The following is a 24,160-nucleotide window of genomic DNA, read 5'->3' on the forward strand; positions in this document are numbered from 1 at the left end:
CATTTCGCCAGTCTGTTGGTTTAGCGTTTCCGCAGCGCCCGTATTTCCCGCCGACTGGCGAAGCGGGCGGGCCGCTGCGAAGACGATCTAGCGATTCAGTTCAGAGGCCGATCAGGCCTTGCCGCGCGCCGTGATGATGGCGTCGGCCACGTTCTTCGGAGCTTCGCTGTAGTGCTTGAACTCCATCGTGTACGTGGCACGGCCTTGCGACATCGAGCGCAGGGTCGTCGAGTAGCCGAACATTTCCGACAGCGGGACTTCGGCCTTGATGACCTTGCCGCCGCCGACCATGTCGTCCATGCCCTGCACCATGCCGCGACGGCTGGACAGGTCGCCCATGACGTTGCCGGCGTAGTCTTCAGGCGTTTCGACTTCCACGGCCATCATCGGCTCGAGGATGACGGGGCTGGCGCGGCGGCAGGCTTCCTTGAAGCCCATCGAAGCGGCCATCTTGAACGCGTTTTCGTTCGAGTCCACATCGTGGTAGGAACCGAAGGTCAGCGTGGCCTTGACGTCGACGACCGGGAAGCCGGCCAGCACGCCGTTCGGCAGGCTGTCGATGATGCCCTTCTCGACCGCGGGGATGTATTCGCGAGGAACCACACCGCCCTTGATGGCGTCGACGAACTCGAAGCCCTTGCCCGGTTCTTGCGGCTCCAGCGTGATCACGACGTGACCGTACTGGCCCTTGCCGCCGGACTGGCGAACGAACTTGCCTTCGACGTCGGTGGCGGTCTTGCGGATGGTTTCGCGGTAGGCCACTTGCGGCTTGCCGACGTTGGCTTCCACACCGAACTCGCGCTTCATGCGGTCGACGATGATTTCCAGGTGGAGCTCGCCCATGCCGGAGATGATGGTCTGGCCGGACTCTTCGTCGGTGCGCAGACGGAAGGAAGGGTCTTCCTTGGCCAGACGGCCCAGGGCGATACCCATCTTTTCCTGGTCAGCCTTGGTCTTGGGCTCGACGGCCTGCGAGATCACGGGCTCTGGGAAGACCATCTTTTCCAGCGTGATGATGGCTTCGGGGTCGCACAGGGTTTCGCCCGTGGTGACGTCCTTCAGGCCCACGCAGGCGGCGATGTCGCCGGCCAGAATTTCCGAGATTTCTTCACGCTGGTTGGCGTGCATCTGCAGGATCCGGCCGATGCGCTCTTTCTTGCCGCGGATCGGGTTGTAGACGCTGGCGCCCGACTGCAGCACGCCGGAGTAGACGCGCACGAAGGTCAGCTGGCCGACGTAGGGGTCGGTCATCAGCTTGAAGGCCAGAGCAGCAAACTTCTCGGTGTCATCGGCCTTGCGGACGACCGGCTGGTCGTCTTCGTCGGTGCCCGGCACCGGCGGCACGTCGATGGGCGACGGCATGAAGTCGATGACGCCGTCGAGCATGCGCTGCACGCCCTTGTTCTTGAAGGCGGTGCCGCAGAACATCGGCTGGATTTCAGCGGCGATGGTGCGCTTGCGGATGGCGGTGACGACTTCTTCCTCGGTCAGATCGCCCGACTCGAGATACTTGTTCATCAGCTCTTCGCTGGACTCAGCGGCGGCTTCGATGAGGTTTTCACGCCATTTGACGGCGTCAGCCTGCAGGTCAGCCGGGATGTCCTCGTAGCTGAACTTCATGCCTTGCGAGGCCTCGTCCCAAATGATCGCCTTCATCTTGATGAGGTCGATCACGCCGGTGAAGTTTTCTTCAGCGCCGATGGGGATGACGACGGGCACGGGGTTGGCCTTGAGGCGCAGCTTCATCTGGTCGTAGACCTTGAAGAAGTTCGCGCCGGTGCGGTCCATCTTGTTGACGAACGCGAGGCGGGGCACCTTGTACTTGTTGGCCTGGCGCCAGACGGTTTCCGACTGGGGCTGCACGCCACCCACGGCGCAATAGACCATGCAGGCGCCGTCCAGCACGCGCATGGAGCGCTCGACTTCAATCGTGAAGTCGACGTGCCCGGGAGTGTCGATGATGTTGATGCGGTGCTCGGGGCGAGCCAGGTCCATGCCCTTCCAGAAGCATGTCGTGGCAGCGGACGTGATCGTGATGCCACGCTCCTGCTCTTGCTCCATCCAGTCCATCGTGGCGGCGCCGTCATGCACCTCACCGATCTTGTGGTTCACGCCGGTGTAGTAAAGGATGCGCTCGGTCGTGGTGGTCTTGCCAGCATCGATGTGCGCGGAAATACCGATGTTGCGGTAGCGCTCGATGGGGGTTTTGCGGGCCATGGTTTGCTCCAGAAGGCATGAGCCGCCAGCGGGTTGGTAGAAACCCGAGGCGGCTGAAAGACAGTGAGTTTAGAAGCGGAAGTGCGAGAAAGCCTTGTTGGCTTCTGCCATGCGGTGAACTTCGTCGCGCTTCTTCATCGCGCCGCCACGGCCTTCAGCGGCCTCCAGCAGTTCATTGGCGAGGCGCTGGGCCATCGACTTCTCACCGCGCTTGCGAGCGGATTCCTTCAGCCAGCGCATGGCGAGGGCCATCCGGCGGACGGGGCGAACTTCCACGGGAACTTGGTAGTTCGCACCGCCGACACGGCGGGACTTCACTTCGACCATGGGCTTCACGTTGTTCAGGGCGACCATGAACACTTCCAGCGGATCCTTGCCGATCTTCTTCTCGACCTGCTCCAGGGCACCGTAGATGATGCGCTCAGCGACGGCCTTCTTGCCCGATTCCATGATGACGTTCATGAACTTGGACAGATCGACGGAACCGAACTTGGGGTCCGGGAGGATTTCGCGCTTGGGTACTTCGCGACGACGTGGCATGGCACTCTTCCTTTTGCTTCAGTTGGAGGCGGTCTTTTGACCTGACTCCGCTGGACAACCACCGACATCTGGGGTCATCCACTTACTCGGCCCACATGACATTTCAGGGGCCGCAACAACGTTGGATCAGTCAGTGGTGACTGAACCGAACAAACGATTTACTTCTTCGGACGCTTCGCGCCGTACTTGGAACGCGATTGCTTGCGATCCTTGACGCCTTGCAGGTCGAGCGAACCACGGACGATGTGGTAGCGCACGCCGGGCAAGTCCTTGACACGGCCGCCGCGCACGAGCACGACGCTGTGTTCTTGCAGGTTGTGGCCTTCACCGCCGATGTACGAGATGACCTCGAAACCGTTGGTCAGGCGCACCTTGGCGACCTTACGCAGAGCCGAGTTCGGCTTCTTGGGCGTGGTGGTGTAGACGCGGGTGCAGACACCGCGGCGCTGCGGGCAGTTCTGCATCGCAGGCGACTTGGACTTGGTGACCTCGGCCTCTCGACCGTGGCGCACCAGCTGATTGATGGTTGGCATTACGACTTGTTCCCGTTTGAAGTCAGTGAACCCCACCTACTTTTTCAAGTTTTCGAGCGCGCACGGATGCGACGCCCAAAAGGCAGAGAGCCGAGGATTGTAGACCGGCGTGGAAATCGGCACAAGGGTCTGCCCGTATGCCGGCTGCTGCGCGGGTAAGCTGACGACATGGAGACCCCTGCCCTGCCCGCCCAGGAGAAGCCGGCCATCGTCATCGACACCCAGGTCGTCATGGACTGGCTGGTATTCCGCGATGCACGTGTGCAGGCACTGACTTCCGCCGTAACCTCGGGTGCGCTGCGCTGGCTGGTGGCGCCGGCGATGCGGGACGAGATCCGCCACGTGCTGAGCCGGGGCATTGCCGCCGCCTACGCGCCGGACCTGGCCTTCATCGAGGCGCAGTTCGACGCGCACGCCGAGGCCATCGAGACCATCGCCCCGCAACCGCTCGCCGGCCGCCTGGTCTGCCGCGACCCGGACGACCAGAAATTCATCGACCTGGCGCTGGCGACGCAGGCCCGCTGGCTGATCTCCCGCGACAAGGCGGTGCTGGCACTGGCCAAGCGCGCCCGAATGAAGGGCCTGGCCATTCTGAAGCCGGAACTCTGGAAACCCGACTGACAAAGAAAAAGCCGCCCGCGGCCTGAACCGGGGCGGCTTCAGAGGGCCAGGCCCTCGTCGGCTTACTCGGCCGAGCTGTCGCCGGCGTCGACGCCAGCCATCTGGGCGGCAGCCAGCTCTTCAGCTTCCTGCAGCGCAATGGCGCGGCGCTCGGCGTCGTCCATGGCTTCCTTGGCACGGCGTGCCTCGTGGAAGGCCATGCCGGTACCGGCGGGGATCAGGCGGCCGACGATGACGTTTTCCTTCAGGCCACGCAGCTCGTCGCGCTTGCCCATGATGGCAGCCTCGGTGAGCACGCGGGTCGTTTCCTGGAAGGAAGCGGCGGAGATGAAGGAGTCGGTCGACAGCGAAGCCTTGGTGATACCCAGCAGCACGTCGGCATGAGTGGCCGTCGTCTTGCCTTCCTTGCGCATGCGGTCGTTGGTGTCCAGCAGCTCCGAACGCTCGACTTGCTCGTTCAGGATGTAGTGCGTGTCGCCCGGGTTGGTGATGACCACGCGACGCAGCATCTGGCGAACGATCACCTCGATGTGCTTGTCATTGATCTTCACGCCCTGGAGTCGGTACACGTCCTGGACTTCGTCGACGATGTAGCGCGCCAGTTCCTCGATGCCCAGCAGGCGCAGGATGTCCTGCGGGTCTGCAGCGCCGTCGACGATCAGCTCGCCCCGGTTGACCACCTGGCCTTCGTGCACCAGGATGTTCTTTTCCTTGGGCACGAGTTCCTCGTGGGCCTTGCCGTCCGGATCGGTGATCTGCAGGCGGATCTTGCCCTTGGTCTCCTTGCCGAACGACACCGTGCCGGTCTGCTCGGCCAGCACGCCGACGTCCTTGGGCGAACGGGCTTCGAAGAGCTCGGCCACACGCGGCAGACCGCCGGTAATGTCGCGGGTCTTCTGGCCTTCGACCGGGATACGGGCGAGCACTTCACCGGGCAGCAGTTCCTGACCGTCGCGGATCTGGATCAGCGAGCCGACCTGGAAGCCGATGGCCACCGAGTGGTCGGTACCGGGGATCTTGACCTCGTGGCCGCCAGCGTCCAGCAGCTTGACCTGCGGACGGATGACCTTGGCGGCGCCGCGGCGCTTCGGGTCGATGACGACCAGGGTCGACAGACCGGTCACCTCGTCCACCTGCTTGGCGACGGTCACGCCTTCCTCGACGTTCTCGAACTTCGCCTTGCCGGCGAATTCCGTGATGATCGGGCGGGTCAGCGGGTCCCAGTTCGCCAACACCACGCCGGCCTTGATGGTCTGGCTGGCCTTGATGTTCAGGATCGCGCCGTAAGGCACCTTGTGACGCTCGCGCTCACGGCCGTGCGGGTCGGCAATGATGATCTCGCCGGAGCGGGAAATCACGACCAGCTCGCCCTTGCCGTTGGTCACGTAGCGCATCGTGGCGTTGAAGCCGATGATGCCGTCCGACTTGGCCTCCACGCTCGAGGCGACGGCTGCACGGGATGCGGCACCGCCGATGTGGAAGGTCCGCATCGTCAGCTGCGTGCCCGGTTCACCGATCGACTGGGCGGCGATGACGCCGACAGCTTCACCGGTGTTGACCAGGCCACCGCGGCCGAGGTCGCGGCCGTAGCACTTGGCGCACAGGCCGAAGCGCGTGCCGCAGGTCAGCGGTGTGCGGACCTTGATCTCGTCGACGCCGGCTTGTTCCAGCACGTCGAGGGTGTCCTCGTCCAGCATCTTGCCGGCGTCCAGCAGCGGGGCTTGCGTCTCGGGGTGCACGACTTCGATGGCCGTGACACGACCCAGCACACGGTCGCGCAGCGATTCGATGACTTCACCGCCTTCGACCAGGGCGCGCATGGCCATGCCGTTGTCGGTGCCGCAGTCTTCCTCGATGACCACCAGATCCTGGGTCACGTCGACCAGGCGACGCGTCAGGTAGCCGGAGTTCGCGGTCTTCAGCGCCGTGTCCGCCAGGCCCTTGCGAGCACCGTGGGTGGAGATGAAGTACTGCAGAACGTTGAGGCCTTCGCGGAAGTTCGCGGTAATCGGCGTCTCGATGATGGAGCCGTCAGGCTTGGCCATCAGGCCGCGCATGCCGGCCAGCTGGCGAATCTGGGCCGCGCTACCGCGGGCGCCCGAGTCGGCCATCATGTAGATCGAGTTGAAGGACTCCTGATCGACGGTCTTGCCGTGGCGATCAATCGTCTTCTCGACCTTCAGGTGGTCCATCATCTTCTTGCCGATTTCGTCACCGGCCTTGCCCCAGATGTCCACGACCTTGTTGTAGCGCTCGCCGGCCGTCACGAGACCCGAGACGTACTGCTGCTCGATCTCCTTGACTTCCTTCTCGGCGCGCTCGATCAGCGTGTGCTTCTGAGCGGGCACCAGCATGTCGTCGATGGCGATGGAGATGCCGGCGCGCGTGGCGAGCTTGAAGCCGCTTTGCAGCAGCTTGTCGGCCAGAACGACGGTTTCCTTCAGGCCGCACTTGCGGAAGGAGGTGTTGATCAGCTTGCTGATCTCCTTCTTCTTCAGTGCCTTGTTGATGTTCGAGAACGGCAGGCCCTTGGGCAGGATCTCGGACAGCAGCGCACGACCGACGGTGGTGTCCGTCAGCTTGGTCTCGGCCACCCATTCGCCTGTGTCCTTGTCCTTCGTGTACTCGGTCAGGCGAACGCTGATCTTGGCGGTGATTTCCACGGCGCCGTTTTCCAGCGCGCGGATGATCTCGGGGATGTCCGAGAAGATCAGGCCCTCGCCCTTGCCATTCGTGCGCTCGCGGGTCGCGTAGTACAGGCCCAGCACCACGTCTTGCGACGGGACGATGGACGGCTCGCCGGATGCGGGGAACAGCACGTTGTTGGAGGCCAGCATCAGCGTGCGGGCTTCCATCTGCGCTTCGATCGACAGCGGGACGTGGACGGCCATCTGGTCACCGTCGAAGTCGGCGTTGAAGGCCGAGCAGACGAGCGGGTGCAGCTGGATGGCCTTGCCTTCGATCAGCACGGGCTCGAAGGCCTGGATGCCGAGGCGGTGCAGCGTCGGGGCGCGGTTCAGCAGGACCGGATGTTCCTTGATGACTTCTTCAAGGATGTCCCAGACCACCGGCGTGCCGGATTCGACTTCCTTCTTGGCAGCCTTGATCGTCGTCGCGATGCCCATGGCTTCGAGGCGGCTGAAGATGAAGGGCTTGAAGAGCTCCAGCGCCATCAGCTTGGGCAGGCCGCACTGGTGCAGCTTGAGCGTCGGACCGACCACGATGACCGAACGGCCCGAGTAGTCGACGCGCTTGCCCAGCAAGTTCTGACGGAAGCGGCCGCTCTTGCCCTTGATCATGTCGGCCAGCGACTTGAGGGCACGCTTGTTCGCGCCGGTCATCGCCTTGCCGCGGCGGCCGTTGTCCAGCAGCGAGTCGACGGCTTCCTGCAGCATGCGCTTTTCGTTGCGCACGATGATTTCAGGGGCCTTCAGCTCGAGCAGACGGGCCAGGCGGTTGTTGCGGTTGATGACGCGACGGTAGAGGTCGTTCAGGTCGGAGGTCGCGAAGCGGCCGCCGTCCAGGGGCACCAGCGGACGCAGGTCCGGCGGCAGCACGGGCAGCACGTCCAGCACCATCCAGTTCGGCTTGATGCCGGACTTCTTGAAGGCCTCCATGACCTTCAGGCGCTTGGAGTTCTTCTTGACCTTGAGCTCGGAGCCGGTCATGTCGTTGCGGAGCTTGTCGATCTCGATATCGAGATCCATTTCCTCCAGCAGCTTCTTGATGCCCTCGGCGCCCATCAGCGCGATGAACTCGTCACCATACTCGATGCGCTTGGCGTCGTAGTCGTCCTCGCTCATGATCGAGAACTTCTTCAGCGGCGTCATGCCGCTGTCGACGACCACATACGCTTCGAAGTACAGCACGCGTTCGATGTCGCGCAGCGTCATGTCGAGCACCAGGCCCAGACGGCTGGGGAGCGACTTCAGGAACCAGATGTGGGCGCAGGGCGCGGCCAGATCGATGTGGCCCATGCGCTCGCGGCGCACCTTGGTCTGCGTGACTTCAACGCCGCACTTCTCGCAGATGACGCCGCGGTGCTTGAGGCGCTTGTACTTGCCGCACAGGCACTCATAGTCCTTGATCGGGCCAAAGATCTTGGCGCAGAACAGGCCGTCGCGTTCCGGCTTGAAGGTGCGGTAGTTGATGGTCTCGGGCTTCTTCACCTCGCCGAACGACCAGCTGCGGATCTTCTCCGGGGAAGCCAGGCCGATCTTGATGGCATCGAAATGCTCATCGGGGGTGAATTGCTTGAAAAGGTCGAGTAGTCCCTTCATGCATCTGCTCCTTAATTGCGTTCCAGTTCAATGTCGATGCCCAAGGAGCGGATTTCCTTGACCAGCACATTGAACGATTCGGGCATGCCCGCTTCGATGGCGTGTTCGCCCTTGACGATGCTTTCGTAGACCTTGGTCCGGCCGTTCACGTCGTCGGACTTGACCGTCAGCATTTCCTGCAGGATGTACGAGGCGCCATACGCTTCCAGCGCCCAGACTTCCATTTCGCCGAAACGCTGGCCGCCGAATTGCGCCTTGCCGCCCAGCGGTTGCTGCGTGACGAGCGAGTACGGGCCGGTCGAGCGGGCGTGCATCTTGTCGTCGACCAAGTGGTGCAGCTTCAGCACGTGCATGTAGCCGACGGTGACCGGGCGCTCGAACTGCTCGCCGGTGCGGCCGTCGCACAGCCAAGCCTGGGTGCGCGTTTCGGTCAGGCCCTTCTTGGCGGCGATGTCGTCCGGGTAGGCCAGCTTCAGCATGCCGCGGATTTCTTCTTCCTTGGCGCCGTCGAAGACCGGGGTCGCGAAGGGCACGCCCTTGGCGAGGTTCTCGGCCATCTCCAGCACTTCGGCGTCGGACAGGTCGTCGATGTTCTCGGTCTTGCCACCGCTCTGGTTGTAGAGCTGGTCGAACAGCTTGCGCAGCTCAGCCACCTTGGTGTGCTGCTGCAGCATGTCGCCGATGCGCTGGCCAATGCCCTTGCCGGCCCAGCCCAAGTGCACTTCCAGCACCTGACCCACGTTCATCCGCGACGGGACGCCCAGCGGGTTCAGCACGATGTCGGCGGGCGTGCCGTCGGCCATGTAGGGCATGTCTTCGATCGGGGTGACCTTGGACACGACACCCTTGTTGCCGTGACGGCCGGCCATCTTGTCGCCAGGCTGCAGGCGACGCTTGACGGCCAGGTAGACCTTGACCATCTTCAGCACGCCGGCGGGCAGCTCGTCGCCCTGCGTCAGCTTCTTGCGCTTTTCTTCAAAAGCCAGGTCGAAGCTGTGGCGGGTCTGGTCGAGGGCGTTCTTGATCGACTCGAGCTGGTTGGCGATCTCTTCCTCGGCCGGACGGATGTCGAACCAGTGGAACTTCTCGACCGAAGCCAGGTAGTCCTTGTCGATCTTGGTGCCCTTGGCGATCTTCTGCGGGCCGCCATTGGCGATCTTGCCGTTGAGCAGCTTCTCGATACGGTCGAAGGCGTCGCTCTCGACGATGCGCAACTGGTCGTTCAGGTCCAGGCGGTAGCGCTTCAGCTCGTCGTCGATGATCTGCTGGGCGCGCTTGTCGCGCTGGATGCCTTCACGGGTGAAGACCTGCACGTCGATGACGGTGCCGCTGGTGCCTTGGTCGACACGCAGCGACGTGTCCTTCACGTCCGAAGCCTTCTCGCCGAAGATGGCGCGCAGCAGCTTCTCTTCCGGCGTCAGCGTGGTTTCGCCCTTGGGCGTGACCTTGCCGACCAGCACGTCGCCCGGGTTCACCTCGGCACCGATGTAGACGATGCCCGACTCGTCCAGACGGCCGAGTTGTTGCTCCGAAAGATTCGGGATGTCGCGGGTGATTTCCTCGGCGCCCAGCTTGGTGTCACGCGCGTTGACCACCAGTTCCTCGATGTGGATCGAGGTGTAGCGGTCTTCGGCGATGACGCGTTCGCTGATCAGGATCGAGTCTTCAAAGTTGTAGCCGTTCCAAGGCATGAACGCGACCAGCATGTTCTGGCCCAGGGCCAGTTCACCGATGTCGGTGGAAGCGCCGTCGGCAATGATGTCCTCGGCCGCCACCTTGTCGCCACGGCGCACGATGGGGCGCTGGTGGATGTTGGTGTTCTGGTTGGAACGCTGGTACTTGATCAGGTTGTAGATGTCGACACCCACCTCACCGGCCACGGTCTCGTCATCGTTCACGCGGATCACGATGCGGTTGGTGTCGACGTAGTCGACCACGCCGCCGCGGCGAGCCGCGACCACCGTGCCCGAGTCCTTCGCGGCAACGCGCTCGACGCCCGTACCCACGAAAGCCTTCTCGGGACGCAGCACCGGCACGGCCTGGCGCTGCATGTTGGCGCCCATCAGTGCGCGGTTCGCGTCGTCGTGCTCCAGGAAGGGCACGAGCGACGCTGCCACCGACACGATCTGCGTCGGCGCCACGTCCATGTACTGGATGCGCTCAGGCGAGGTCAGCACCGATTCGCCGTTTTCACGGGCAGACACCAGTTCGTCGGTCAGCTGGCCGCCGGCGTTCAGCGTCGCGTTGGCCTGGGCGATGACGTACTTGCCTTCCTCGATGGCGGACAGGTAGTCGATCTGGTCGGTGACGTGACCGTCGACGACGCGGCGGTACGGCGTTTCCAGGAAGCCGTACTCGTTGAGCTGTGCATACAGCGCCAGCGAGTTGATCAGGCCGATGTTCGGGCCTTCCGGCGTTTCGATCGGGCAGACGCGGCCATAGTGGGTCGGGTGCACGTCGCGGACTTCGAAGCCGGCGCGCTCGCGGGTCAGACCGCCCGGGCCCAGGGCGGAAACACGACGCTTGTGCGTGATTTCCGACAGGGGGTTGGTCTGGTCCATGAACTGCGACAGCTGCGACGCACCGAAGAACTCCTTCAGCGCCGCGGAGATCGGCTTGGAGTTGATCAGGTCGTGCGGCATCAGGGCTTCGGTCTCGGCCTGGCCCAGACGTTCCTTGACGGCCTTCTCGATGCGGGCGAGGCCCGAGCGGTACTGGTTCTCGGCCAGTTCGCCCACGCAACGCACGCGACGGTTGCCCAGATGGTCGATGTCGTCCACTTCGCCGCGGCCATTGCGCAGCTCGACGAGGATCTTGACGACGTCAAGGATGTCCTCGTTGGACAGGTTCATGTTGCCTTCGGGCGTGTCACGGCCGACACGCGCGTTGAACTTCATGCGGCCGACACGGCTCAGGTCGTAGGTGTCGGTGCTGTAGAACAGGCGGTTGAACAGGGCCTCGACGGCGTCTTCCGTCGGCGGCTCGCCGGGGCGCATCATGCGATAGATGGCGACGCGGGCAGCCAGCTGGGTCTCGGTTTCATCCGAGGCCAGGGTCTGGCTGATGTAGGCGCCTTCGTCCAGCTCGTTGGTAAACAGAGCCTGGATTTCCTTGACGCCGGCCTGGCGCAGCTTCTTCAGCAGCGCGTCGGTCAGTTCGTCATTGGCCTTGGCGATGATCTCGCCGGTGTCGGCGTCGATCATGTTCTTGGCCAGCACGCGGCCGACCAGGAAGTCTTCCGGCACCGAGATGTGCTGCGTGCCGGACTGCTCCAGCTGGCGCACATGGCGGGCGGTGATGCGCTTGTCCTTCTCGACGATGACGGCGCCGCTCTTGTCGACGATGTCGAAGCGGGCGACTTCACCCTTCAGGCGGTCGGCGACGAATTCGAGCTGCGCGCCAACGTCCATCAGGCGGAAGTTGTCGAACACGAAGAAGTGGGCCAGGATCTGCTCGGGGTTCAGGCCGATGGCCTTGAGCAGGATGGTGACCGGCATCTTGCGGCGACGGTCGACGCGGAAGTACAGGATGTCCTTCGGGTCGAACTCGAAGTCCAGCCAGGAACCACGGTAGGGAATGATGCGGGCGCTGAACAGCAGCTTGCCCGACGAGTGCGTCTTGCCCTTGTCGTGCTCGAAGAACACGCCCGGCGAACGGTGCAGCTGCGACACGATGACGCGCTCGGTACCGTTGACGATGAAGGAGCCGTAGTCGGTCATCAGGGGCACTTCGCCCATGTAGACCTCTTGCTCCTTGATTTCCTTGACCGTCTTCGCCTGGGGCGACTCACGGTCATAGATGATCATCTGCAGGCGCGCGCGCACGGCGGCTGCATAAGTCAACCCACGCTGTTGGCACTCACGGGTGTCGAACGGCGGCTTGGCGATGTTGAACTCGAGGAACTTCATCTCGACGAAACCGTTGTGCGAAACAATCGGGAACGCCGAAAGGAAAGCCGCCTGCAGCCCTTCGGGCTTGCGTTTGGCGGGGGCCACGTCCTTCTGCAGGAAGGCCACGTAGCTGTCCTTCTGCATCGTGAGCAGGTAAGGAACGTTGAGAACGCTCTCGCGCTTGCCGAAGCTCTTGCGGATCCGCTTGCGCTCGGTATAGCTGTAGGGGGTTGCTTGCGCCATAAACACTCCGTGTCGAGTGCGCTCCCGGCCGTGGAACGCACTGCGTCGGCGACTGGCTGGCTCACGCGCCCAGAACGGGCGGCTGCCTAGCTTGGTGGTTGGCCACTACCAACCGCTGGCGGACAACCCCGGCGTTGCACCGGAGTCCGACCAAACTGGTTCTCTGCAGTCGGATCAGAGAACACGTGAAAGAACCGCGCATCATACCGCGCGCGGTTCTTTCAACTGTTCTCTACGGGGACAAACCCGTAAAGACGAAAAAGGGGAAGCCCGAAGGCAACCCCTTTTCGAGTCAGTGGACAGGCCCCGAGAGACCCATCCAAAGCTATTACTTCAGCTCGGCCTTGGCGCCGGCTTCGATCAGCTTCTTGACAGCGGCTTCGCCGTCAGCCTTGGACACGCCTTCCTTGACGTTCTTCGGAGCGCCGTCGACCAGGTCCTTGGCTTCCTTCAGGCCCAGGCCCGTGATTTCGCGGACGGCCTTGATGACGCCGACCTTCTGGGCGCCGGCTTCGGTCAGCACGACGTTGAATTCGGTCTTCTCTTCAACGACAGCAGCAGCAGCGCCGCCACCACCGCCGCCGCCGGCAGCAGCCATCGAAGCGGCGGACACGCCGAACTTCTCTTCAATTGCCTTGACCAGGTCGTTCAGTTCCAGAACGGTCATGCTGTCCAGAGCGGTCAGGAAAGCGTCTTTATCGAATGCCATGATGAAATTCCTTAAAACAGATGGGTTGCGTATGAACGCGTAATTTGTCGTCGATCAGGCGGCAGCCGGGGCTTCGGCGGGGGCTTCTTCAGCCACGGCACCTTCACCACGCTTTGCAGCCAGGGCAGCCAGCACGGCCGCGGTGCGTTGCACCGGCGACAGCAGCAGGCCTGCGATTTGCGACAGCAGCACTTCCTTGCTCGGAACCGATGCCAGCGCCTTCACGCCGGCAACGTCCAGAGCCTTGCCGCCGTACGCGCCGCCCTTGATGACGAGCTTGTCGTTGGTCTTGGCAAAGTCGGCGATGACTTTGGCAGCCGCGACAGCGTCTTCCGAAAAGCCGTAGATCAGCGGGCCGACCATGCTCTCCGCAGCAGCTTCGAACGGGGTGCCAGCGACGGCGCGACGGGCCAGGGTGTTCTTCAGCACGTGAAGATAGACACCCTTGGAACGTGCGTCGACGCGCAGCTTGTTCAAGGCTTCCACGGTGAGGCCACGGTACTCGGCCAACGCCAGCGTCTGCGACTTGGCAGCTTGCGCTGCGACGTCGGAGACAACGGCTGCCTTCTCGTTGCGATTGAGACTCAAGGTCTACTCCTCACATTTGCTCTCTCGGCCTTGCGGCTTCGAGAGCGCCAGGGATTCAGCGACCATCTGTCAGGAAAGAATTCCTTTCAGCGGGACCGCCATCTGCGCTGGTTCTCCACCACCGACGAATCGGCAGCTTCGATTTAAGGGGTCTCCACCAGCGGTCTTGGATGACGCGCCCTCCCGGCGAACCGGAAAGACGCCCCACCAATCTTGTCGCCCGGGGCCAGACTCGCCCCGGACAGATTCTTTGACTCAGGCCACCAGGGCCTGATGTCGGGCTTAGGCGGCGTTGGCCTGAGCGTTGATCGAGGCGATTTCGACGCGGGCGCCGACGCCCATCGTCGAAGACACGGCCACCTTGCGCAGGTAGATGCCCTTGCTCGACGCCGGCTTGCTCTTGTTCAGAGCTTCGATCAGCGCGCGCAGGTTGCCTTCCAGCTTGTCGGTGTCGAACGAGCGACGGCCGAGGGTGCCGTGGATGATGCCGGCCTTGTCGACGCGGAACTGGACCTGGCCAGCCTTGGCGTTCTTGACAGCGGTGGCAACGTCCGGGGTCACGGTGCCAACCTTGGGGTTGGGCATCAGGCCGCGCGGGCCCAGGATCTGACCCAGGGTACCGACGACACGCATCGTGTCCGGCGAGGCGATAACCACGTCGAAGGGCATGTCGCCCGCCTTGACGCGCTCGGCCAGGTCTTCCATGCCGACGACGTCGGCGCCAGCGGCGCGGGCTTCTTCAGCCTTGGCACCTTGGGCGAACACGGCGACGCGCTTGGTCTTGCCGGTGCCGTTGGGCAGCACGACGGCGCCACGAACGACCTGGTCCGACTTCTTGGCATCGATGCCGAGTTGCACGGCAACGTCGATGGACTCATCGAACTTGGCCGAGGCCAGGCTCTTGACCAGGTCCAGGGCTTCGGTCAGCGCGTACAGCTTGGTCGATTCGACCTTGCCGGCCAGCGCCTTTTGCTTCTTGGTGAGCTTGGCCATGTTCAGACCCCTTCAACGATGATGCCCATCGAACGGGCGGAGCCGGCGATGGTCTTGACAGCGGCGTCGATGCTGGCGGCCGTCAGGTCCTTGGTCTTGATCTTGGCGATCTCTTCCAGCTGGGCGCGGGTCAGCTTGCCGACCTTGTCCAGATGGGGGCGCTGCGAGCCCTTCTCGATCTTGGCGGCCTTCTTGATCAGCACGGTCGCCGGGGGCGACTTGATCACGAAGGTGAAGCTCTTGTCGGCGAAGGCGGTGATGACCACCGGCAGCTTCATGCCCGGCTCGAAGCCGGCGCCCGACGTCTGGGCGTTGAACGCCTTGCAGAACTCCATGATGTTCAGGCCACGCTGACCCAGCGCGGGACCCACCGGGGGCGAGGGGTTAGCCTTGCCGGCCGGAATTTGCAGCTTGATGAAGCCGACAATCTTCTTTGCCATGTTTTCTCCAATCCAGTGCCCGGGCGGCAAAGCCTGGACACCTGAGTGCTAGCGCATCGGACTCGGACTGGATCTCAGATCCCGGCCCTTACCTTTGCTCCTCTTGTCCGCCTCTCGTTGCAGACTGATCACGGGCCGACGTTTTATGGGACGCCGACCGAACCCAGGATTCTAGCGCGTCAGACCTTCTCGACCTGCGCGAAGTCCAGCTCGACCGGCGTGGCGCGGCCGAAGATCGTGACCGACACACGCACCTTGGACTTGTCGTAGTTGACTTCCTCGACCGAGCCATTGAAGTCGGTGAAGGGGCCTTCCTTGACGCGCACGACCTCGCCGACCGTCCACTCGACCTTGGGCCGGGGCTTTTCGACGCCTTCCTGCATCTGGTTGACGATCTTCATGACCTCGGCTTCCGAGATCGGGGCCGGGCGGTTCTTGGCACCACCGACAAAGCCCGTCACCTTGGACGTATGTTTCACCAGATGCCAGGACTCGTCGTCCATGAACATCTCGACCAGCACATAGCCGGGGAAGAAGCGGCGCTCGGTCACGGCCTTCTTGCCGTTCTTCAGCTCGACGACTTCTTCAGTCGGCACCAGGATGCGGCCGAACTTGTCCTGCATGCCGGCGCGGTCGATGCGCTCGCGCAGGTTGCGCTCGACAGCCTTTTCCATGCCCGAGTAGGCATGGACGACATACCAGCGCTTGGGCGGGCCGACGGGGGCTTCGGTCGTGACGACTTGTTCTTCAGACATCAGGATTCCTTGCGATCAACGCTTCCAGCCCAGGATCAGGTCGTACAGCACCCATTCCAGCGTCTTGTCGGTCATCCACAGGAACAACGCCATGACGACGACGAAGGCGAACACATAGCCGGTCATCTGGGTCGCTTCCTTGCGGGTCGGCCAGACCACCTTCTTGACCTCACGCACCGAGTCGCGGCCATAGGCGATCAGCGCCTTGCCATGCTCGGACGTGAAGAAGGCCGCCACACCGGCAGCCAGCAACACGATCAGCGAGGCCCACTGCACCAGCGCACCTTGCTTGGACAGGCCGTAGTAGGCCGCCAGCGCGCCAACGAGCAGCAGCACTGCAACGGCCAGCTTGGCCTTGTCAGCGCCGGTGGTCACCGTCTCGACTTGGGGAGGATTCGCCATCACTTCACTTTCACTCGCCGCTTTCGGGAGCGGCTTTTCAGACGCTGCTTTGGCTTGTAGCCATCAGCAGCAAGGCCCGCCGAGATCTCTCTCGCGGGCCGATGCTTGGTTAGCCAGGAAACCAACCGCCGGGATCAGTGGCGGGTGGCAGGGGCAGAGGGTCTCGAACCCCCAACCTTCGGTTTTGGAGACCGACGCTCTGCCAATTGAGCTATGCCCCTGTGGCCTAAAACTTGTTACGCGAGGATCGTGGCAACCACGCCCGAACCGACGGTACGGCCACCTTCACGGATGGCGAAGCGCAGGCCGGTTTCCATGGCGATCGGAGCGATCAGCTTCACGGTGATGCCGACGTTGTCGCCGGGCATGACCATTTCCTTGTCCTTCGGCAGCTCCACGGCACCGGTCACGTCCGTCGTGCGGAAGTAGAACTGGGGACGGTAGTTGTTGAAGAACGGGGTGTGACGGCCGCCCTCTTCCTTGCTCAGAACGTAGATCTCAGCGGTGAAGTGGGTGTGGGGCTTGATCGAGCCGGGCTTGGCCAGCACTTGGCCGCGCTCGACGTCTTCACGCTTGGTGCCGCGCAGCAGGATGCCGACGTTGTCGCCTGCTTGACCTTGGTCCAGCAGCTTGCGGAACATTTCGACGCCCGTGACCGTGGTCTTCTGGACTTCGCGGATGCCCACGATTTCGATTTCTTCGCCGACCTTGATGATGCCGCGCTCGACGCGACCGGTCACCACGGTGCCGCGGCCCGAGATCGAGAACACGTCTTCAACCGGCAGCAGGAAGGCGCCGTCAACGGCACGGTCCGGCTGGGGGATGTAGGTGTCCAGAGCATCGGCCAGGCGCATGATGGCTTGTTCGCCCAGGTCGCCAGCGTCGCCTTCCAGAGCCAGCTTGGCCGAACCCTTGATGATGGGGGTGTCGTCGCCGGGGAAGTCGTACTTGGACAGGAGCTCGCGCACTTCCATTTCGACCAGCTCGAGCAGCTCGGCGTCGTCGACCATGTCGCACTTGTTCAGGAAGACGATGATGAACTTCACGCCGACCTGACGGGCCAGCAGGATGTGCTCGCGGGTCTGGGGCATCGGGCCGTCAGCGGCCGAGCACACCAGGATGGCGCCGTCCATCTGGGCGGCACCGGTGATCATGTTCTTGACGTAGTCGGCGTGGCCGGGGCAGTCAACGTGGGCGTAGTGGCGATTGGCCGTCTCGTACTCGACGTGGGCGGTGTTGATCGTGATGCCGCGGGCCTTTTCTTCGGGCGCTGCGTCGATCTGGTCGTAGGCCTTGGCCTCGCCGCCGAACTTCTTGGACAGCACGGTCGCGATCGCTGCCGTCAGCGTCGTCTTGCCGTGGTCGACGTGACCGATCGTGCCGACGTTGACGTGCGGCTTGGTCCGTTCAAACTTGCCTTTTGCCATCTTGCGCTCCTGAGGCGAACCCGTTGAGACGAGTAGAAGAAAAAGAAGAAAGGGTGGTGCCCATGACGCGGATCGAACGCGTGACCTCTCCCTTACCAAGGGAGTGCTCTACCACTGAGCCACATGGGCATCGGCACGGGTTTGACGGCGCAAGCTGGCCAGCAAACCGGTGTCGACGCGTTGCCGACCAAGCCGCTCGCGATGGAGCGGGAAACGGGAATCGAACCCGTGTCATTAGCTTGGAAGGCTAAGGTTCTACCATTGAACTACTCCCGCCCTGGGAGCTCTTGACCTCGGCACGCACCCCGCAAAAGGAACGCATGCTTTGGTGGAGGAGGCTGGATTCGAACCAGCGTACGCTATGCGGGCAGATTTACAGTCTGCTGCCTTTAACCACTCGGCCACCCCTCCTGAGGCAAGCCCGCAACTATAGCACAGGGCAAAGCGGGCGCAACAGAGGCTCACGAAGAAGAACAAAAAGAGCCCCTCCGGCCACGCGGATCGATCCAAAGGCGGACATGTCGCCGCGCAGGCCATACCGCCCTCACGGAGCAGCAAGCACCCTTGCCACCGCACAGCAAAGCCGACGCCTGGGCACGCGACCAATTCAGGACCACATCCAGGCCACTCCGCTACCAGCCGCACTTGCCGCCGAGGCCACGCCAGCGATCGGCGCAAGCCCCTCGTCGCCCTTGCGCAACAGTTTCCAACACGCCAACAGACCAATCAAATACCACTTAATGCGCGCAACCGCTCCCTTGTGAGAGTGGAGCACCCCTGGATAGAGGGCTCTGGCGCCGCCACTCGGGAAACTCCTCAGAAAAGATTGGTAGCAAAGTGGCGTTATCAATCGTTACAGTGGCATGGCACTGGTTGGATGCGCTTTTGAGGGCAGACAAGGCGCCAACCGGACCGAAGGTGGTATGCAACACACCCGAAGCAGTCACCGCCGCCCCAATTCATTGGCCACAACGAGGAACAGTACATGAAGGTCAAGCAGACCCCTATCTCGCAGGCGGTGTTCATCGCCCTGCTCGGCGCCAGCGGCGCCGCCATGGCGCAGGCAGCGGCTCCCCAGCAGCTGGACACGGTGACCGTCACCGGCATCCGCGCGTCGCAGGAGAAGTCGCTCAGCGTCAAGCGCAACGCCGACGCCCACATCGACGTCATCTCGGCCGAAGACATCGGCAAGATGCCCGACAAGAACGTGGCCGACTCGCTGGCTCGCATCCCCGGCGTGACGGTGCTGAACAGCCCCGCCGGCGGCTCTGGCGGCTTCGATGAGCGGGACCGCGTCGGTCTTCGCGGCACCAACCCCAGCCTCACCCAAACGCTCGTCGACGGTCATGGCATCGCCAACGGCGACTGGTTTGTCCTTGATCAAACCGGTGCAGGCGTCGGCCGTAGCGTGAGCTTCTCCCTGCTGCCTTCGGAGCTGGTCAGCCGCGTCGAGGTTCGCAAGAGCTCCGAAGCTTCGCTGGTGGAAGGTGGCACGGCAGGTTCGGTCAACATCATCACGCGTCGCCCGCTGGATTTCTCCAAAGCGCTGACTGCTGAAGTCGGCTTGGGTGCGGTGTATGCCGACCTGCCGAAGAAGACCGACCCCCAGTTCTCGGCTTTGCTCAACTTCCGCAACGAATCGCGCACCTTCGGCGTGATGCTGCAGGCATTCTCCGAACAGCGCAGCCTGCGTCGTGACGGCGTGGAAGCGCTGGGCTATATCAACAAGCTCGACGCGACCACTGCACCGGCCTTGGTCGCCGCGCGTCCCGACCTGAATGGCGTGTTCACACCCGATCTGATCGGCTCCGCCTTGTTCACACAGGAACGCGAGCGCAAAGGCGGCCTGATCCGCGCCCAGATCAAGCCCAACGCGAACTTCGATACGGTTCTCACGGCGTTCTCGTCCAAGATGGAAGCGGACAACTACAACCGCAACTACCTGATGGCGCCTCGCGGCGGCTTGCTCAACACCGCGACCATCTCCGACTACGAGGTGAAGACCGACAGCAACGGCAACAAGACGCTGACCAAGGCCACGTTCAACTGGGCCGCTCCGTCGACTGCCGGCTACTACGACATGATCAGCCGCAAGGCGTCTGCTGAAACCGGCTTCGTCAGCCTGGACTCCAGGCTCAAGGTGAGCGACTCGCTGACGTTCACGGCCAATGCCGGCACCTCGCGCGGCAAGGGCAAGACGCTCAGCCAGGACGTCGTCGAACTGGCGATCGTCAGCACGCGCGCCAGCTACTCGCTGAACGGCACGGACACCGCGCCATCGTTCAGCTTCAACAACCCGACGACGCGTGCCGACTGGATCTTCGGCGCACAGAATGTCGTCGTGCACGACAAGGAGTCCTGGGCCCAGATCGATGGCGAGTACGACCTCGATGCGGGCGTGCTGAAGACGCTGAAGTTCGGCGTTCGCAGTGCCCAGCACAAGCGCTACACCGACCCCATCGTTGCCCAAGGCCCCGGTTGCTCCACCGGCACACCGTATCGCGCCGGTCCGTTCGACTGGAGCCAGCCCAGCGCCTGCTCGGTGGCAGGTGCTGATGCTCCGCAAAACTCGTTCTACACGCTGCCTGCCTTCGGCGGCAACTACCCCAGCAACTTCGGCAGCGGACTGGGCAGTGGCTTCCCGACCAACATCCCGTACATCACCGCTGAGGCATTGGCCGACTACAACCGACGCGTGACCACCCGTGACCCCGTCACCCGCCGCTGGGCGGAGCAGGAGTACTCTGTGAAAGAGACCTCCTCGGCGGCCTATGTCCAGGGCAACCTGGAAGGCAACGGCTGGAGCGGCAACGTGGGTCTGCGCGCAGTCCGCACCAAGCAGAGCTCCAGTTCGTTCCGTGCCAGCCTCGCCGGCGAGACGCCGACGATCACCGGCTCGGCGTTTGGCAACTACACCGTCACCGCGACTGACCTGACCTACACGGACGTGCTGCCCAGCGCCAGTGTGCGATTCGATCTGCGCAGCGACCTCGTGGCGCGCCTGGCGCTGAACCGCACGGTCACCCGTGCCGACTACACGGCACTGTCTGGCTACACCGCCCTCAACTCCACGGGCATGTTCCTGGACAACAACGTGGTCGGCGGAGGCACGGCCGGCAACCCGACATTGAAGCCGGTCCGTTCGACCAACTTCGACGGCAACATCGAGTGGTACTTTGCTCCGCGTGCCTTCGTGTCGGCGGGCGCGTTCCTGATGGACATGAGCAGCTACATCACCGATGGCACGTTCCGCGCCAACTACCCGGTGTTGCTGACCAACACGAACCAGGTCGGCGGCAACCCCCAGCTGGTGAATCGCGACTTCCTCGTGACGGGTCCGACCAACAGGAAGGCCAAGGTCAAGGGCGTCGAGTTCGCGTTCGAAACGCCGGTCGCCGGGAACTTCGGCGTGATGGCCAACTACACGTATGCCGATGGCGAGGACGACACCGGCGACGTTCTGCGCGGCAACGTGAAGAACTCGTTCACGCTCGGCGGCTTCTTCGAGAACGATCACTTCTCGGCTCGCCTGAACTACAGCTACACCGACGACATCTTCGTTGGCAACGACCGCGGCACCAAGTACTACCAGAAGGGGACGGGCGTGCTGTCCGCGTCGCTGGGCTACAAGTTCAACGACAACTTCAGCCTGAGCCTGGACGGTCAGAATCTGAACGATCCCAAGCTCAAGTACTACGCCTCGGAATTGCAGCCGCGCGCCATCTACAGGAACGGCAGCCAGTACTACCTGACCGCTCGCGTCAAGTTCTGATGCAGGGCCCACCGCGGAACCCCTGGGTTCCAGCGGTGGCCATCACCGACCAAAATCAAAAGGGAGCGTGGAGTCCACGCTCCCTTTTTTCATTGCCGTGCCATGAGCGAAACCGCCACCGTCATCGACCGATACATCGCCTCTCGCCCGCTGGGCGGCAGCACGGACGCGCCGCCGCCGGTGAAGCACATCTGCGTCGTCGGCGGCGGCTCGGCGGGCTGGATGACGGCGCTGATGCTGGCCACCACGGCCTACGGCCCGCGGCTGAAGGTGACGGTGCTGGAGTCCCCGCAGGTCGGCATCATCGGCGTCGGCGAGGGCTCGACGCCGTGGCTGCGCCGCTTCTTCGAGATTCTCGGCATCGAGGAATCCGAATGGATGCCCGCCTGCAACGCCACCTACAAGAGCGGCATCACCTTCGACGGCTGGTCCACCAAGCCCGGCTTCGAGCGCTATTTCCATCCGTTCGTGTCGATGCTGGACAACATGACCATGCATCCCTTCGTCGACAACGTGCACGCCCGGCTTGAAGGCGCGGACGTTGACGCGCATCCCGACCGCTTCTTCCTGTCGGCTGCCCTCGCCCGCCAGGCCAAGGGACCGCGCGCCAACACCAGCTTTCCGTTCGACGTCTGGTACGGGTATCACTTCGACGCGACGCTGCTGGGCCAGTTCCTCGGCCGCAAGGCGGTTGGCCGCGGCGTGACGCATCTGCAGCGCCACGTCAACCAGGTGCTGCTGAACGAGCAGGGCGACATTGCCGGCTTGAAGCTGGAGGACGGCGAAACGCTGACCGCCGACTTCTTCGTTGATTGCACCGGCTTTGCCTCGCTGTTGACCGGCAAGGCGCTGCAGACCCCGTTCATCGGCTTCGGGGAGAATCTCTTCAACGACGCCGCCGTCGCGATGCCGACGCCGCTGGACGGGCCGCTGGAGTCGCAGACGGTGGCCACGGCCCTGCGCCATGGCTGGGCATGGAAGATCCCGCTGACGCACCGCCAGGGCAACGGCTATGTCTACAGCAGCTCGCACTGCACTGCCGACGAAGCCGAGACCGAACTGCGCCGCCACCTGGGCCTGCTGGACGCGGACATCCCAGCCCGCCACCTCAAGATGCGCGTGGGCCGGATGGAGAAGATCTGGCATCGCAACTGCGTGGCGATCGGCCTGTCGCAAGGCTTCATCGAGCCCCTGGAAGCCACCGCCCTGCTTTATGTGCAGGTCACCGCGTCGATGCTCGTGGAGGTGCTGGAAAGGCGCGCCCTCGGTCCCGAAGCACAAGCGCAGTTCAACGAGGCGATGCGGCAGCGCTTCGAGAACACGCGCGACTACATCGTCGCGCACTACAAGACCAACTCGCGGACGGACACCCAGTACTGGCGCGCCAACGCGGAGAACATGCATCTGTCCGACTCGCTGCAGGCGGTGCTGATGACCTGGATGTCACGCAAACCGCTCGTTGCTGGCCTGAAGACGGGACGCTTCGGCCAGGGCTACCCCGCCGTGTCCTGGTATGCATTGCTCGCAGGCATGGGCATCTTCCCCGACGCCGAGGACCTCGCGACCCCCACGGCACAGCAGGCCCGCCACGACCTGGCGGCCGTCGATCACTTCATCGCGCACAGCATCGGCAACTTCCCCGACCACCGCGAGCTCCTCGCCAACATCCCGCCGGGCAACAGCGACAAGCTCCTGCAGGTCTACGCCTGGTAGCAGGGCATCACGGCCGCGTCAGCATCTCGATGAGCTGACGGCGCAGGGCGGCATCGCGATCAGCATCGACAGGCCCGAACAAGTGGCGTCGGTCAGCGGGGATATGGGACAGCCCCTCGCCCCTCGCACCAAACACATAGTGGTCGAACAAGGCCCGCCAGCCCTCGCGCTCCCCATCGGGCAGGTGGCGCAGGGCGAGCATGGCCAGACGCATGGCCGCCAGGTGCAGGTCATCCGGCCGCTGCGGCGCGGCCAGGGGGCGCCACCAGTAGTTCATCAGGATGTTCAGGTGCGGCGCCAGCGCTTCGACCTGATGGAACCACAGCGGCGGCATGTAGATCGCATCGCCCGGCTCCAGTTCGGCCACGCGCGCCTGCTGCAAGGCCTCGGCAAGCCGAGGGAACTGGACCGGGTCGGCGCGGTGCAGGTCAGGCACGACGGACATCGGCGCCGGCGTGGGCGCATAGTCCGGCGGGCCGAGGTAGAGCAGTGGCGCGCATTGCGGCGGCAGCAGCGTGAAGCGGCGCCGCCCGACCGCCACGCAGGCGATGTTGTGGGAGTCGTCGAAATGCGCCGGCACGGTGGCGCGGTTGCCGATCCAGATGCGCGCCGGAATGGCGGCGTCCAGCAGCGCCAGCGCATTGGCGCGCTCCAGGCCCGGCAGCGCCTCGGACACCAGTGCGCTCTGCGCGGCGAGCGCCGGTGGATCGGGGAAATGGCTGTAGCGCCAGAGCTGCTCGAACAGCGCGGCGTAGGGCCGCTTGTCGCGCATGAAGTTGAAGCCGGCCAGGTCGGGCTTGTAGCTGAAGGCCCGGGTCGGCTCGGGCTTGGCGAGCACGGCGTCCACCGCCTGGCCGCCGTCGAAACCCATCAGGTATTGCAGGCAGGGCTCCAGGCCTGCGCGCCCCTGCGCCACCAGCGGCCAGTGCGCGGCCGCGCCACGCATCACCACCGGCTCATAGGCAGGCACCACCTCGCGTTCGAAGCGCTCGCGCGTGATGCCGTCGATCTCCTTCATTGCCTGCATGCGGCCGCCT

At 63.6% G+C, this 24,160-nt stretch carries 16 protein-coding genes and 4 tRNA genes; 3 read left to right on the forward strand and 17 right to left on the reverse strand.

Features of this window, described 5'->3' with window-relative positions; translation table 11 throughout:
* Positions 1 to 111: 111 nt before the first annotated feature.
* The 3 genes from fusA to rpsL form a co-directional block, all read right to left on the reverse strand.
* On the reverse strand, positions 112 to 2,217 hold the full coding sequence (fusA, locus tag AC07OY_RS20940) for an elongation factor G (RefSeq protein ID WP_495044529.1): 2,106 nt from the start codon (positions 2,215 to 2,217) through the stop codon (positions 112 to 114).
* Between the two features lie 69 nt (positions 2,218 to 2,286).
* Positions 2,287 to 2,757: a 30S ribosomal protein S7 gene (rpsG, locus tag AC07OY_RS20945; RefSeq protein WP_056194782.1), complete on the reverse strand. Its 471-nt coding sequence runs from the start codon at positions 2,755 to 2,757 to the stop codon at positions 2,287 to 2,289.
* A 158-nt stretch (positions 2,758 to 2,915) separates the two neighbouring features.
* Complete coding sequence (gene rpsL / locus AC07OY_RS20950) at positions 2,916 to 3,290, reverse strand: 30S ribosomal protein S12 (protein ID WP_056194784.1); 375 nt, start codon at positions 3,288 to 3,290, stop codon at positions 2,916 to 2,918.
* A gap of 168 nt (positions 3,291 to 3,458) precedes the next feature.
* Here rpsL and AC07OY_RS20955 point away from each other — a divergent pair, with 168 nt between their 5' ends.
* Positions 3,459 to 3,911 (forward strand): putative toxin-antitoxin system toxin component, PIN family, encoded by a 453-nt coding sequence (locus AC07OY_RS20955; RefSeq protein WP_495044530.1) that lies wholly within the window; start codon positions 3,459 to 3,461, stop codon positions 3,909 to 3,911.
* A 62-nt stretch (positions 3,912 to 3,973) separates the two neighbouring features.
* Here the strand turns inward: AC07OY_RS20955 and rpoC are convergent, their stop codons facing one another.
* The 13 genes from rpoC to AC07OY_RS21020 all read right to left on the reverse strand — a co-directional run bounded on the left by rpoC (position 3,974) and on the right by AC07OY_RS21020 (position 18,049).
* Positions 3,974 to 8,191: a DNA-directed RNA polymerase subunit beta' gene (gene rpoC / locus AC07OY_RS20960; RefSeq protein ID WP_495044531.1), complete on the reverse strand. Its 4,218-nt coding sequence runs from the start codon at positions 8,189 to 8,191 to the stop codon at positions 3,974 to 3,976.
* 11 nt (positions 8,192 to 8,202) lie between these two features.
* On the reverse strand, positions 8,203 to 12,324 hold the full coding sequence (rpoB, locus tag AC07OY_RS20965; RefSeq protein WP_495044532.1) for a DNA-directed RNA polymerase subunit beta: 4,122 nt from the start codon (positions 12,322 to 12,324) through the stop codon (positions 8,203 to 8,205).
* A 328-nt stretch (positions 12,325 to 12,652) separates the two neighbouring features.
* A complete protein-coding gene (gene rplL / locus AC07OY_RS20970) occupies positions 12,653 to 13,033 on the reverse strand; it encodes a 50S ribosomal protein L7/L12 (protein ID WP_495044533.1) in 381 nt (126 codons plus the stop codon).
* A 54-nt stretch (positions 13,034 to 13,087) separates the two neighbouring features.
* On the reverse strand, positions 13,088 to 13,621 hold the full coding sequence (gene rplJ, locus AC07OY_RS20975) for a 50S ribosomal protein L10 (protein ID WP_495044534.1): 534 nt from the start codon (positions 13,619 to 13,621) through the stop codon (positions 13,088 to 13,090).
* Between the two features lie 282 nt (positions 13,622 to 13,903).
* The gene (rplA, locus tag AC07OY_RS20980; RefSeq protein WP_394402171.1) at positions 13,904 to 14,614 is read right to left on the reverse strand and encodes a 50S ribosomal protein L1; all 711 of its coding nucleotides are present in this window, start codon (positions 14,612 to 14,614) and stop codon (positions 13,904 to 13,906) included.
* A 2-nt stretch (positions 14,615 to 14,616) separates the two neighbouring features.
* Positions 14,617 to 15,054 carry a 50S ribosomal protein L11 gene (gene rplK / locus AC07OY_RS20985; protein ID WP_025564481.1) on the reverse strand — a complete coding sequence of 146 codons (438 nt, stop codon included), beginning with the start codon at positions 15,052 to 15,054 and terminating at the stop codon, positions 14,617 to 14,619.
* Between the two features lie 179 nt (positions 15,055 to 15,233).
* Entirely contained in the window at positions 15,234 to 15,809 is a 576-nt protein-coding gene (gene nusG, locus AC07OY_RS20990; RefSeq protein WP_119046625.1) for a transcription termination/antitermination protein NusG, read from the reverse strand.
* Between the two features lie 15 nt (positions 15,810 to 15,824).
* Positions 15,825 to 16,211 (reverse strand): preprotein translocase subunit SecE, encoded by a 387-nt coding sequence (gene secE, locus AC07OY_RS20995; RefSeq protein ID WP_495044535.1) that lies wholly within the window; start codon positions 16,209 to 16,211, stop codon positions 15,825 to 15,827.
* 145 nt (positions 16,212 to 16,356) lie between these two features.
* Positions 16,357 to 16,432, reverse strand: a tRNA-Trp gene (locus AC07OY_RS21000).
* Between the two features lie 15 nt (positions 16,433 to 16,447).
* Positions 16,448 to 17,638: an elongation factor Tu gene (tuf, locus tag AC07OY_RS21005; protein ID WP_119046623.1), complete on the reverse strand. Its 1,191-nt coding sequence runs from the start codon at positions 17,636 to 17,638 to the stop codon at positions 16,448 to 16,450.
* A 54-nt stretch (positions 17,639 to 17,692) separates the two neighbouring features.
* Positions 17,693 to 17,767 (reverse strand) — tRNA-Thr (locus AC07OY_RS21010).
* Between the two features lie 73 nt (positions 17,768 to 17,840).
* Positions 17,841 to 17,914: transfer RNA gene (locus AC07OY_RS21015), tRNA-Gly, on the reverse strand.
* A 50-nt stretch (positions 17,915 to 17,964) separates the two neighbouring features.
* Positions 17,965 to 18,049: transfer RNA gene (locus AC07OY_RS21020), tRNA-Tyr, on the reverse strand.
* A 574-nt stretch (positions 18,050 to 18,623) separates the two neighbouring features.
* Here AC07OY_RS21020 and AC07OY_RS21025 point away from each other — a divergent pair.
* Both AC07OY_RS21025 and AC07OY_RS21030 read left to right on the forward strand, forming a co-directional pair.
* Positions 18,624 to 21,410 carry a TonB-dependent receptor gene (locus AC07OY_RS21025; RefSeq protein WP_495044536.1) on the forward strand — a complete coding sequence of 929 codons (2,787 nt, stop codon included), beginning with the start codon at positions 18,624 to 18,626 and terminating at the stop codon, positions 21,408 to 21,410.
* A 102-nt stretch (positions 21,411 to 21,512) separates the two neighbouring features.
* On the forward strand, positions 21,513 to 23,123 hold the full coding sequence (locus AC07OY_RS21030; RefSeq protein WP_495044537.1) for a tryptophan halogenase family protein: 1,611 nt from the start codon (positions 21,513 to 21,515) through the stop codon (positions 23,121 to 23,123).
* A gap of 7 nt (positions 23,124 to 23,130) precedes the next feature.
* Here the strand turns inward: AC07OY_RS21030 and AC07OY_RS21035 are convergent, their stop codons facing one another.
* Positions 23,131 to 24,150: a cupin-like domain-containing protein gene (locus AC07OY_RS21035; protein WP_495044538.1), complete on the reverse strand. Its 1,020-nt coding sequence runs from the start codon at positions 24,148 to 24,150 to the stop codon at positions 23,131 to 23,133.
* Between the last annotated feature and the right edge of the window lie 10 nt (positions 24,151 to 24,160).

It is taken from the genome of Roseateles sp. GW821-FHT09H10 (assembly GCF_059415865.1).

Bases quoted from the DNA above. Each gene is read 5' to 3' on its own strand.
- fusA (WP_495044529.1), bottom strand. From the start codon at position 2,217: ATGGCCCGCAAAACCCCCATCGAGCGCTACCGCAACATCGGTATTTCC.
- rpsG (WP_056194782.1), bottom strand. From the start codon at position 2,757: ATGCCACGTCGTCGCGAAGTACCCAAGCGCGAAATCCTCCCGGACCCC.
- rpsL (WP_056194784.1), bottom strand. From the start codon at position 3,290: ATGCCAACCATCAATCAGCTGGTGCGCCACGGTCGAGAGGCCGAGGTC.
- AC07OY_RS20955 (WP_495044530.1), top strand. From the start codon at position 3,459: ATGGAGACCCCTGCCCTGCCCGCCCAGGAGAAGCCGGCCATCGTCATC.
- rpoC (WP_495044531.1), bottom strand. From the start codon at position 8,191: ATGAAGGGACTACTCGACCTTTTCAAGCAATTCACCCCCGATGAGCAT.
- rpoB (WP_495044532.1), bottom strand. From the start codon at position 12,324: ATGGCGCAAGCAACCCCCTACAGCTATACCGAGCGCAAGCGGATCCGC.
- rplL (WP_495044533.1), bottom strand. From the start codon at position 13,033: ATGGCATTCGATAAAGACGCTTTCCTGACCGCTCTGGACAGCATGACC.
- rplA (WP_394402171.1), bottom strand. From the start codon at position 14,614: ATGGCCAAGCTCACCAAGAAGCAAAAGGCGCTGGCCGGCAAGGTCGAA.
- rplK (WP_025564481.1), bottom strand. From the start codon at position 15,054: ATGGCAAAGAAGATTGTCGGCTTCATCAAGCTGCAAATTCCGGCCGGC.
- nusG (WP_119046625.1), bottom strand. From the start codon at position 15,809: ATGTCTGAAGAACAAGTCGTCACGACCGAAGCCCCCGTCGGCCCGCCC.
- secE (WP_495044535.1), bottom strand. From the start codon at position 16,211: ATGGCGAATCCTCCCCAAGTCGAGACGGTGACCACCGGCGCTGACAAG.
- tuf (WP_119046623.1), bottom strand. From the start codon at position 17,638: ATGGCAAAAGGCAAGTTTGAACGGACCAAGCCGCACGTCAACGTCGGC.
- AC07OY_RS21025 (WP_495044536.1), top strand. From the start codon at position 18,624: ATGAAGGTCAAGCAGACCCCTATCTCGCAGGCGGTGTTCATCGCCCTG.
- AC07OY_RS21030 (WP_495044537.1), top strand. From the start codon at position 21,513: ATGAGCGAAACCGCCACCGTCATCGACCGATACATCGCCTCTCGCCCG.
- AC07OY_RS21035 (WP_495044538.1), bottom strand. From the start codon at position 24,150: ATGCAGGCAATGAAGGAGATCGACGGCATCACGCGCGAGCGCTTCGAA.